Raw genomic sequence first — 11,476 nt, 5'->3', positions numbered from 1 at the left:
GTAACGAACCTTATTGCATTGCTTTTTGAGATGCGGCGTTTCACATGCTCAACACATAAATATTCTAATGACCATGACAACCAGTACTCGGGCGTTCGTTCTGAGGCTGGATAACCATCGAGAAAGTTAATGGAAGCTTCAAGATATAAACGCATTTTATCGAGAGCAAATCTGTCGAGGATTGGTTTGGTGGGAACCGTCCTGATGCTCGAAGGATGTAACTCCGCATTGCTCGACCCAAAAGGTAGCGTTGGCGTTCAGGAAAAGGAGCTGATTATTACGGCTCTGTTGCTGATGCTGATCGTCGTCATCCCCGTGATTCTGATGACCATCTACTTTGCTTATAGATACCGTGAAAGCAACACCACAGAAGAGTATGCACCTGACTGGGCGCACTCAACCAAGATCGAAGTGGTGGTATGGACGATTCCAATCATCATCATCGCGATTCTAGCCACCATCACTTGGCGAACAACACACGAATTAGAGCCATCAAAGCCTCTGGTGAGTGACGTTAAGCCTATGGTGATCGAAGTGGTCTCTCTGGACTGGAAGTGGCTGTTCATCTATCCGGAGCAAAACATTGCGACGGTTAACTATGTTGCGTTCCCGAAAGATGTTCCGGTGACGTTTAAGCTGACTTCAGACAACATCATGAACGCGTTCTTTATCCCGCGTCTTGGTTCGCAGATCTACGCGATGCCGGGAATGGTGACCAAGTTGAATTTGATTGCAAACCACGAAGGTGACTTCAAAGGCTTTGCATCGAACTACAGTGGGAAAGGGTTCTCTCAGATGAAATTCACCGCATCGGCCATGCCTGATCAAGTGGCGTTTTTAAACTGGGTGGAGAAAGTGAAAGCAAGTCCTGATCGTATTGAAGATTGGGAGCAGTTCCGTTCATTGGCCGCGCCAAGTGTGGCTGAGCCTGTGACGCTGTTTTCTAGTATCCCACCATTTTTATTCACTGATGTCGTGACCCAGCACCCTGGTTCAATGAACTGTTTGCCGGAAACCCAAGGATAATCGTCATGTTTGGAAGATTAACTCTAGACTCAATTCCCTACCACGAACCCATTATTTTGATCACCTTAACCATGATCGCTTTAGTGGGTAGTTTAGTGGTGTATGCGGTAACAAAAGCCGGTAAGTGGCAATACCTATGGAATGAATGGTTTACGTCTGTAGACCACAAAAAACTAGGCTTCATGTACATTGCGGTCGCGATGGTGATGTTAGTTCGTGGCTTTGCCGATGCGGTCATGATGCGCAGTCAGCAATTGCTTTCTGCAGCGGGTGAGACTGGCTATTTACCGCCACATCACTATGACCAGATCTTCACGGCTCACGGCGTGATCATGATTTTCTTCGTCGCGATGCCATTGGTTATCGGCTTGATGAACATCATCGTGCCGCTGCAAATTGGCGCTCGTGATGTTGCATTCCCTTATCTGAATAACTTGAGCTTCTGGCTGTTTGTGGTGGGTATTATCCTAACCAACATGTCGCTTGGCTTAGGTGAGTTTGGCCGTACGGGTTGGTTGGCGTATCCGCCGCTGTCTGGCATTGAGGCGAGCCCAGGAGTCGGGGTCGATTATTGGATATGGGCACTGCAAATATCCGGTGTGGGTACCACGTTAACGGGTGTGAACTTCTTTGCGACCATTTTGCGCATGCGTACTCCGTCTATGCCAATGATGAAGATGCCAGTATTCACTTGGGCATCTCTGTGTGCCAACATCCTGATCATCATCTCTTTCCCAATCCTAACGGTAACCATCGCGCTTCTGACGTTGGATAGATACATCGGCACGCACTTCTTCACCAACGACCTTGGTGGCAACGTGATGATGTATGTGAATCTGATTTGGGCATGGGGACACCCTGAGGTGTACATCCTAATCTTGCCTATCTTCGGTGTGTTCTCTGAAGTGACTGCAACCTTCTCTCGCAAAAAACTGTTTGGTTATACCTCACTGGTATGGGCGACGGTGGCTATCACTATTTTAGCGTTTGTGGTTTGGCTGCATCACTTCTTTACCATGGGTTCAGGCGCCAATGTGAATGCCTTCTTCGGCATCGCTACCATGATTATCTCTATCCCAACCGGGGTTAAGATCTTCAACTGGCTATTCACCATGTACAAAGGTCGTATCCGCTTTACCACACCAATGATGTGGACGGTCGGTTTCCTAATCACCTTTACTGTAGGTGGTATGACGGGCGTATTGATGGCGGTTCCGGGTGCGGATTTCATTCTGCATAACTCAGTATTCCTGATTGCGCATTTCCACAACGTAATCATCGGTGGCGTAGTGTTCGGTTGTTTCGCTGCGATTGGTTACTGGTTCCCGAAAGCGACCGGTTTCACTTTGAACGAGCTTTGGGGCAAACGTGCGTTCTACTGCTGGATCATCGGCTTCTTGATGGCGTTCTTGCCGCTTTACGCTCTAGGTTTTATGGGCATGACGCGTCGTTTGAGCCAAGACATTAACCCTGAGTTCTTCCCACTATTGGCGGTTGCGGCTGCAGGTACGGGCGTGATTGCGATGGGTGTGGTGTGTCAGTTCGTTCAGATTTACGTGAGTGTTCGTGACCGCGACCAAAACCGAGATCTAACGGGTGACCCTTGGGGCGGACGTACATTCGAATGGGCGACATCGTCACCACCACCGTTCTATAACTTTGCAAAATTGCCTAAGGGCGATGAGATCGATTCGTTCTGGTATCAAAAGCAAAGTGGTGAGTTTGATCCAACTCAGGAAGAAGAATACGAACGTATTCACATGCCGAAGAACACACCGACAGGCATTTATGTGTCTGCATGGGCGTTGGCATTTGGCTTCGCAATGATCTGGTACATCTGGTGGCTAGCGGCTGCAAGCTTAGTAGGCATCGTGGTGACGTGTATTCAACACAGCTACAACGACGATGTGGACTACTACGTGGAAGTTGAAGAGATCAAAGCGATTGAAGCGGCTCGACGTGCACAGCTTGCAGAAGCGCAGAAACAGTCAGTGAAAGGCGACCATTCTGGTCGTGGTAACAGCGCTGACACTGATAACAACGACAAAAAAGATGACTTGGAGACGACGTATGCAAGCTAATACTCCGTCACACACTTATGATCTTGCACACTCGCATGATCATCACCACGAAGCTGCGGGGAATAAGTTGTTTGGCTTCTGGGTTTACTTGATGAGTGACTGTGTCCTGTTTGCCACGCTTTTCGCGACGTATGCCGTGCTTGAGAGTGGATCAATTGCAGGGCCGACAGGTAAAGACATCTTTGAACTGCCGTTCGTGTTTGTCGAAACCATGATGCTGCTGTTCAGTAGTATCACCTTCGGTTTTGGCATGATTGCGATGAAGCGCAAAGACGTGACCGGACTGAAGCGCTGGATCAAAGTGACTTTCGTATTGGGCTTAGCCTTTATCTGTATGGAAGTGTATGAATTTCATCACTTGATTGCAGAAGGCTATGGCCCTCAAGAGAGTGCATTCCTTTCTGCGTTCTTTACCTTGGTTGGCACACACGGTTTGCACGTAACGTTTGGCCTGATTTGGATGGCGGTGGCTTATCACCAGCTTTCAACCAAAGGTTTGAACGACAACATGTCGATGCGCTTCCAGTGCTTGAGCTTGTTTTGGCACTTCCTTGATATCGTTTGGATTTGTGTATTTACCATCGTGTACTTAATGGGGGTGATGTAATGGAACAGCATCTAGACAGTGGTGCAACGGATTATGTGAAAGGCTTTATTGCGTCACTGATCCTCACCATTATTCCGTTCTACATCGTGTGGGCTCATGTGTTACCAAGCACAGAAACTTACGTGATCTTGTTCGGTTGTGCGCTGGTGCAAATCTTTGTGCACTTCAAGTACTTTCTACATATGGAAGCGAAATCTTCCGATGGGCGTTGGAACTTGGTGTCACTGATGTTTACCGCCATTGTTGTATTGATTCTTATCGCTGGCTCGGTATGGATCATCTACAACATGAACGTCAACATGAAGTTGTAGGCCAAGGTATGCTGAAAAGATATCTGTCTATCACCAAACCGGGCATCATTTTCGGCAACCTGATTTCTGTTGCGGCGGGGTTCTTCCTCGCCGCAAAAACAGAACCAGCCAGTGCGATGTTGTTACTGACAACATTAGCGGGTGTGGGACTTGTGATTGCATCAGGTTGTGTTGTGAACAACATCTTTGATCGAGACATCGACCAAAAGATGAAGCGCACACAAAATCGAGAATTGGTTCAAGGAAACATCAATACAGATGTAGCGTTCGTCTATGCCTTGGTTTTACTGCTAGCAGGCACAGCGCTGCTGTTTCAGTTCGCTAATCCGATCTCTGCGGTCATGGTGTTGCTTGGCTATGTGTTTTACGTCTTTTTCTACACCATGTGGTACAAGCGTACATCGGTTTACGGCACTTTAGTTGGCAGTATTTCGGGAGCCGTTCCGCAGTTAGTGGGCTACTTGGCGGTGACTAATTACATTAGTTTGGAAGCGGTTTTGTTGTTCGCGATGTTCTGTTTATGGCAAATGCCACACTCGTACGCGATTGCGATGTTCCGCATTCAAGATTATCGCGATGCAGGCATTCCCGTATTACCGGTGAAAGAGGGCGTTGATAAAGCGCATCAACACATGAAAGCTTATGTGGTGGCGTTTGGTGCGGTTGCTCTGGGGTTATTTTTACTCGGAGAGGCGGGTTATGAATACCTAGCCGTGTCGGCAGGCGTTTGCTTTATGTGGACCAAAGTGACGTTCCGTAAGGTTGATTGCCTCAACTACATTCAGTGGTCAAAGACCGTATTCAAGGTCTCTCTGCTGGTGGTGATGAGTATCAGTGGTGTGCTGGGACTGGAGTTGATTCCACTGCCTACGCTTTTTTGATTTAAGTTTGTCGTTGAACCCTCAATGTTCTGAAGTCCGAGGGTTTGACGACCTTTTATCTGTTCTGCTTTAAGCTATTACCCTTCAAAAATATCACCAAGCCAATCTTCAAGCTGTTCTCGTTTATCTTGTGGGCCGTTGATGATCACTAAGCCGTTTAGTGTCGCGTGATCCCAAGAGATGGTGCCAGTTGCTAGCGCATCGAACACATCGAGTTCCGTAATCAGTAATAGATCTTTCTCTGTAGGCAAAGTGTCTCTGCCTGACACATCGACGCCCTTCTCAAGTTTCACTTGGCTGTAATGACCTTTAATTGCTTCGAATAAGTTGAACTCAATTTTGCTTGGGTGGGGTTTCGCAAGCGCAGCCTTGATGGCAAAGAGTCGAAAGTGATCCGGCTTATTGAGGTTGTTGAACTCATCGTCTTGTCTGGCGGTGATGACGTTACCAAACACCTCGAGTGAACCGGGCTCTGTCACCAAACTAAATCCGGTATCTTGGTGAAGACCACAGGCAAACGTGAGTGAAGAGGTGAGTGAAAGAATCAAAGCAAATCGTTTTAACATAATGGTTATCGAGACCTATAGCAGGGTGAAGAATCTGACAGAAGAAGCCGAACCTGACGACAAAAAAGGGACCACAAAGGGTCCCTGTATTTGTTTGTCGTCCATGTGAAGCGGCCAGCGAATCGACTGATAGCTATTTAGCGAGATTGTTTGATAAGTAGCCATCGCCAAAGAGTGACCGTTCGAACTCACTATTAGCGAACGATGAGCATGATCTCTTCTGGAGTCATTGGCTTATCGAAGTAGCTCATGAATTGACCGAAGCCTTTGATGTCGCCGTTCGAGAACTTGAATGCACCAGATTGTAGGTTGGTACCAATCACTTGTTGAGCGTTTGGACCCGCAATCAAGATTTGGTTCAGTACTGCACGAGTGGTGTCGATTTGAACGTCTGCACCTTTCACTGCTTCTTCGTGTAACTGAGCAATACCGTTGCGAATTTCGATAGTGAATGCTTCGTTCGTATCAGAGAAGTTGTACGTTAGCATCATGTTCACGTCTAACGAGTTTTCTGCGATAAGCGTTGAAGTCATCATGTCGAAGATCTGCTTGCTTGGTAGCGCAGTAAGAACGTCAACAGAAGCGAAGCTGATCATGTTAGAGAAGTCACGTTTGTTCTCTAGTTCAGCCGCAGCGTTGAGCGCCCAGTTACGCCAGTTGATGTTCACTTGGTCTGCAGCCCATGCTTTGTAAGCTTGTGCTTTCATTTCGCGAGCTTCCATATCTTGCTTGTTTACCGTGATTGGGTAAGAAAGAATTTCTGCTGCAAATGTGTAGTTCTCAGCCTTAATTGCGGCTTGTGCAGTAGTAAGGATGTTGTCACGACCGCCCATGATCTCTACGAATGCTTTAGCGCGTTGCTCGTAAGCCATTGGCTCTAGCTGCCATGGGTCACCTTCGAAGAAACCGTTGTAACCTACGTAAATCTGACGCACGGCGTGTGCAACAGTACCGTAGTGTTCACCTAACCAAGGGTGTTCTGCAAGGTGCTTAGGAAGTTTAACTACTTCAACTAGCTCGTCTGGCGTCATACCTTTGTTCATGTAACGGATAGTTTGGTCATGAGTGTATTGAATCGCATCACGGTAAGCCGTTAGTACGTCAGCTACCGCTTCTTTACCTTCAACAGGACGACCGTGAGAGTTAATCATGATCTCAGTGTCGAACTTACGCATTACGTCGATGCCCTTGAACCACATTGATGGGTCACGGAATTTAGTACCACGGATGGTGTGAAGGTTAGGGAAGTTCTCACCTTGAAGTACTTCAGCCGCGTGTAGGATTTTCTGGTCTGGGAAATAAACCACTAGCTCATCTTTAGTTTCAGATGGCACGTTTTCGATGTGCATTTTCACGCCAGAAATTTCGATTTCGATGTGGCTTTGGCTTGGTACAAACAGGTTTGGTTCAATAAACGAGATAGCACCTTGCATGAAGCGTGGACCAAGGCCGTCGTTTACTGTGCCGTGCTCGCCTTCTTCTACGTGCTTAGCACCTGTGTAAGAAGTACGGTGACCAAATAGAGTACCTAGGTTTGAAGACCAGTTAGCCACTGCAGCTGTTAGGCCTGCTTCTGCGATGATTTTCACTTCACCTGATGCCACTTCTTCGTCAGTCACCCATGCACGCACACCAGAGATGTGGTCGATGTGGTTGTGAGAATAGATGATGGCTTTAACCGGCTTGTCGGTGATTTGACGGAACTGTTCTTTAACCGATTGAGCCATTTCTACCGACTCGCCTGGATCAACAATGATGATGCCGTCCGTACCTTCAATCATGACGGGTGTATCTAGACCGAAACCGTAACCAAGGTATACGTTGTCATCTACTTTGATGATTGCTTGGTCCATTTTACGACCATGCTTGGTGAGGATTGGGTGAACATGGTCAGACTCAGCAGTGTAAGCTAGAGAATCGCCTGTTTTAGAAACAACTTGAATACGTTCGCCTTTGCCCCAGAACATGTTTGATTTGTGTTCGAATAGAACCTCACTCTTGTAGCGAGCATCAAGGTCAATGTTTTGGTATTGCGCAGCATTTGCCGTCTGAAGTTCTTGGCCAACTTTCGATGTCGCTTCTACAGTTGGCGTTGCAGATGCAAAACCAGAAGCAAGTAGAGCGCTCGCGATAGCAACAGGAAGCGCCATTTTTTTGAATGTATTAGTCATGGTCGTGACCTTATATTTGGATACAGGAATTGGATTTCTTGAGCCAAATGATAGAGGTGGGGGAGGTTGTTATCTACGCGCTAATAAGATTTCAACTCATCGTTTTTTCGATGATTTGTTCACCCAATAATTGTATTGACGATTTATATTGATCTGAATCAATTAGTAAATGAGCTTGCAACAGATATAAAAATGCCCCGAAATTCGGGGCATTTGTTTGGAAATTAGTAGCAGGCTAATGAGTGGCTGTTATACGAGTGAATAACAGTCACATCATTGAATGCTTAATCGTTTGCCAAGAGCTAATCGTATACCAAGAGCTTAAGCGCTTACCAAGCACCTAAGTATGACTTGTAAGATTGTAGGCGGACCGTTGCTGCGCCGATTACATCGATGAAGCCCCAGAACGGATGTGGCTTTTCAGCCGAGATCCAAGCCGCGCCAGTTGAACCAATAGGGATGTTGTAACCTTCTGGTTCGATGATCTCAAGTACGATAGTACGACCTAAACCATTACCGTTTCTTACCACGTGTTGACCGACGCTTTGTGGCCCCTGAAGTGGAGAAATACTCGACTCACCGGTACCGGCATTAAAGCTGTGTACTTTTGCTCGGAACACGTGTCCTGGGTATGCATCAACGTAGAATTCCGCAAAGTCACCAACTTGAACGTAGCCGTAAGTTTGGTCTGAGATACGCATCTCAAGGAACTTTTTGCTGGTGTTGTAGAGGTGCATGTTACCCATGACAGAACCTTCAGCGATATTCACTATCGATACCTGACCGTCAAACTCAGCTTTAACGGTTTTCTTTTCTTGTGCCCAGTTTACTTTTTGTAGATCGGCTTTCAGCGACACAAGTTCAGCGTGCAGTACTCGAAGATCGGAGTCGTACTTTTCTACATCACGAGCATTGAATATCTCTGGTGATGTTTCAGTACGTTCTAAGTCGCGAGTCATTTGCTTGATCTGTTCTTCTTTTTTAACTATTGAAGATTCGATCTTTGCTTTGTCTGCGGCAGACTCAATGTCGACGAGGGTGTAAATTACATCGCCTTCTTTAACCATTTGGTTGTGCTCAACAAGCACTTGGTCGATCTGCTGGCCAAAGATAGGTGACATCACCGCGTGTGGCGCTTTGACTGTGGTTGAATTGGTTAAATCAACGGGTGCCCACAAGCGAGAGATAACCGCTAAGACTGTAAGAATCGTAACACCGCCAATGGCTGCCCAAGTGTAGTTTTTGAAGTTCTTCTTCAGTGCACCTGTCGCAAACAGTGACCATACAATTAGGATGTATGGAATCATCATCTCTTTCATTATGCGACCTCTTTTTCTGTAGGGGATGGTTTTGTTGGAGCCTTATCTTCTGAAGACTGTTCTTTTGAAGATTGTTCTACTGGAGACTGTAGTGTTTGAGACGGCTCTGTTACCGATTGTTCAGGTGATACGTGGACAGCGGCTGTCGCTCCATTAGTCGCATCTTGTTTAGGCTGAACACCACGGCGAATAACATCACTCAGTGATTGACCAATATGTTTCCAGTTCGCCAATGCGATAACCAATGCGATAACCCAGAATGTTTTGCTGATGAACAGTCCACAAAGTGACAGTGCAAACACGATCTGTACGTGAGCGCTTTTGTGCTCTTTTGCTTTATGCACTCCCAACTCATGTAATTGCCACATGCCGTAAATACCGGCTAATACCACAGCAATGGTCACTGAGAACAAGTAACCAGAGAAGTACTCCATCTGGAAGAAGTTCATCATCATTTCATTGGGATGATTGTTGAATTGAGACATGTCGATGTCTTTAGAATGGATTGTGCCTAACGGTGCAAGAGCCCATGCACCAGCAAACATCACCGCCATAAACAGGCAGAATTTAATCAAGACCATAGCAACGGCCCAGATCTTCTGGAAAACGATTTTTATAAAGTTCATATCTCAACCTACATCAATAAGAAGAGAGAATTTGCAGCCTAGAAGTCACCTTTAATGACATCTTAAAAAGTAGATGTTTATTATGTGGGTAGATTGGAGCTCATAATAAACAAAAGTAACAGATGATATTTAAAGTGATATTGCTCAGTCCAGACAACCGATTCTCGGTATCAAGAAGCGAATATGCTCCTCTACAAATCAATTCTTATTGTTAGCCTGAAACGCAGGTTGAATGACGATGCACTGTTGAACGAAATATTAGGCTCGTTCTTTTAGCTACTGTCTTCTTTACGTGTAAAACCTCGTCTGTCGAGGGGATCTTCCATGGCAATTGACATAGTGTTGTAAAACATTTGTCAGCATTCTGTTTGGGCTAAGAATTGATTTGTTAGCAGGATAATAGGAAGAGTTTTGACCAGTATCTACCCAGAATTACGATTTGATAATATCGTAATTACGATTAGTAGTTATAACTCTAAATCGGTAGGTCGATTTATTTGAAAAGGCTCATATACAGATAGAAAACATTGTTCATTAACTTGGTTTGGATCATAGAAGTCGATGAAAAGTGCTAAAAGACTGGCCTAAAATATTAAATAAATTAGACCAGCCTGTAGGGGGATTTTAATCGATTATTTGAACGGGTTTAATCTAACAGGAGCAATAAAGAATTTCAGGTTCCAATCTGGTGCATATGGCACATACTCAGCTGGATTGGTTGTATTAACATTTGCGTCTGGTTTCATTACGTAATATTGAAGTTCTACACCCCAACGAACTGGCATTGGCCCAACCTTAAACATATCGATATAGCCTAATCCGACAGGTACAGTAAATTGGTCGGAACCATCTTTTGTCCAATCAATTTGAATATTAGGTGTCATACCAATTAACGCGGTGTTGCTGACACGATAGTTTAAGAAATACTGGATGTCCGCTTGATTGGTTGACTCAGTAACGCTGTCACTGCCGCCCACGTCCCACCATTGCTGAGCTAAGAAACCAACGTTCCAGCTTTCAATACTGGTTGGATTACCTGTTTCTTTACCAAGGCGAGCGACCATTGCTGCAGGGCCGACTTGCCACTTATCTTGCGTTAAACCATCAGTACCTGTTGGCATGATCATCGTTGGACCAACACCCCAAATCCACCCATCATCACGGTTAGGGGCTGCCATTGATAGAAAGACAGTGTCTCCCATACCGTTTGTACGTCCTTCAAAGAAATCACCGTTTTCACGATCGCCTGGTGAACTGTAGTGGTTGGCAACCAAACGGTTCACCAAGTTCCATTCACCATCCATGATAGGTACAGGCATTACTGGTTGAAAGCTGAAGCGGTTTTGCATCTCATGGTGACCATCTTCTTTTTCTAGAAAAGTATAATCATTTTGAGTAATTAGCATCCATACATCTGATACTGGGTTTGCTGATTTTTTTGCCGCTTCTTGTACTGATAATTTTTCTTGTGCACTTGCTGTTGTTGAAAGTAATGCTGCTGCAGTAATGGCAACAGAAAGGAAACTCTTTTTAATTTTAAGCATATCTATACTCTTAGTCATAACTTGTTTGGCATTCACTTCATCTTCACAGTCATGAAGTGTTTATTCGTTGGCGGGAAATATAGAAGATGTGAATAATATGAATCTACGTAATATTTCGTTTTGTAATCATCGCAAATACGATAGCTAATGATCTTTATTCATTAGTAGTGAGTTTTATAAAAATAAAGGGCTGCTTTTTGAACTAATGTGCTGGTCGTTCTTTAGGAAAATAGCGAGCGGAGAAAGCGTTCCTCCAAACCTCTTCATTAGGCTGAATAAGGGCTGAAGCCTAAAACGCTCGAAAATTAATAGGTTTAGTTGAAAGAACAGTGTTTTGCTAAATG

At 45.3% G+C, this 11,476-nt stretch carries 10 protein-coding genes; 5 read left to right on the top strand and 5 right to left on the bottom strand.

What is annotated here, in order from left to right; all coding sequences use genetic code 11:
• Positions 1–129: 129 nt before the first annotated feature.
• From cyoA to cyoE, 5 genes are read left to right on the top strand one after another with little or no spacing between them, the layout of a single operon-like run.
• Positions 130–1,026, top strand: coding sequence for a ubiquinol oxidase subunit II (gene cyoA, locus AB4209_RS20755; protein ID WP_081324494.1), 897 nt, complete (start codon positions 130–132; stop codon positions 1,024–1,026).
• A 5-nt stretch (positions 1,027–1,031) separates the two neighbouring features.
• Positions 1,032–3,107: a cytochrome o ubiquinol oxidase subunit I gene (cyoB, locus tag AB4209_RS20750; RefSeq protein ID WP_372057184.1), complete on the top strand. Its 2,076-nt coding sequence runs from the start codon at positions 1,032–1,034 to the stop codon at positions 3,105–3,107.
• The gene (cyoC, locus tag AB4209_RS20745; RefSeq protein WP_080967339.1) at positions 3,079–3,714 is read left to right on the top strand and encodes a cytochrome o ubiquinol oxidase subunit III; all 636 of its coding nucleotides are present in this window, start codon (positions 3,079–3,081) and stop codon (positions 3,712–3,714) included. Before cyoB ends, cyoC begins: the two co-directional genes overlap by 29 nt.
• Positions 3,714–4,025: a cytochrome o ubiquinol oxidase subunit IV gene (gene cyoD / locus AB4209_RS20740; RefSeq protein WP_004736302.1), complete on the top strand. Its 312-nt coding sequence runs from the start codon at positions 3,714–3,716 to the stop codon at positions 4,023–4,025. Before cyoC ends, cyoD begins: the two co-directional genes overlap by 1 nt.
• On the top strand, positions 3,986–4,906 hold the full coding sequence (cyoE, locus tag AB4209_RS20735) for a heme o synthase (protein ID WP_372057182.1): 921 nt from the start codon (positions 3,986–3,988) through the stop codon (positions 4,904–4,906). Before cyoD ends, cyoE begins: the two co-directional genes overlap by 40 nt.
• A 77-nt stretch (positions 4,907–4,983) precedes the next feature.
• Here the strand turns inward: cyoE and AB4209_RS20730 are convergent, their stop codons facing one another.
• From AB4209_RS20730 to AB4209_RS20710, 5 genes are all read right to left on the bottom strand, one after another.
• Positions 4,984–5,472 (bottom strand): hypothetical protein, encoded by a 489-nt coding sequence (locus AB4209_RS20730; protein WP_050652302.1) that lies wholly within the window; start codon positions 5,470–5,472, stop codon positions 4,984–4,986.
• 194 nt (positions 5,473–5,666) lie between these two features.
• Positions 5,667–7,643 (bottom strand): alkyl sulfatase dimerization domain-containing protein, encoded by a 1,977-nt coding sequence (locus AB4209_RS20725; protein ID WP_372057180.1) that lies wholly within the window; start codon positions 7,641–7,643, stop codon positions 5,667–5,669.
• 329 nt (positions 7,644–7,972) lie between these two features.
• Positions 7,973–8,962 (bottom strand): efflux RND transporter periplasmic adaptor subunit, encoded by a 990-nt coding sequence (locus tag AB4209_RS20720; RefSeq protein ID WP_065679596.1) that lies wholly within the window; start codon positions 8,960–8,962, stop codon positions 7,973–7,975.
• Positions 8,962–9,588, bottom strand: a complete 627-nt coding sequence (locus AB4209_RS20715) for a magnesium transporter (RefSeq protein ID WP_136979437.1) — start codon at positions 9,586–9,588, stop codon at positions 8,962–8,964. The genes AB4209_RS20720 and AB4209_RS20715 overlap by 1 nt, the downstream gene beginning before the upstream one ends.
• Before the next feature lie 632 nt (positions 9,589–10,220).
• Entirely contained in the window at positions 10,221–11,132 is a 912-nt protein-coding gene (locus AB4209_RS20710) for a hypothetical protein (RefSeq protein WP_372057178.1), read from the bottom strand.
• Between the last annotated feature and the right edge of the window lie 344 nt (positions 11,133–11,476).

This window comes from Vibrio sp. 10N.286.48.C11, assembly GCF_041469805.1.
Lineage (GTDB): Bacteria > Pseudomonadota > Gammaproteobacteria > Enterobacterales > Vibrionaceae > Vibrio > Vibrio crassostreae_C.
Note: the sequence above shows the minus strand (reverse complement) of the source record. Positions and strands in the feature narration are given on the sequence as shown.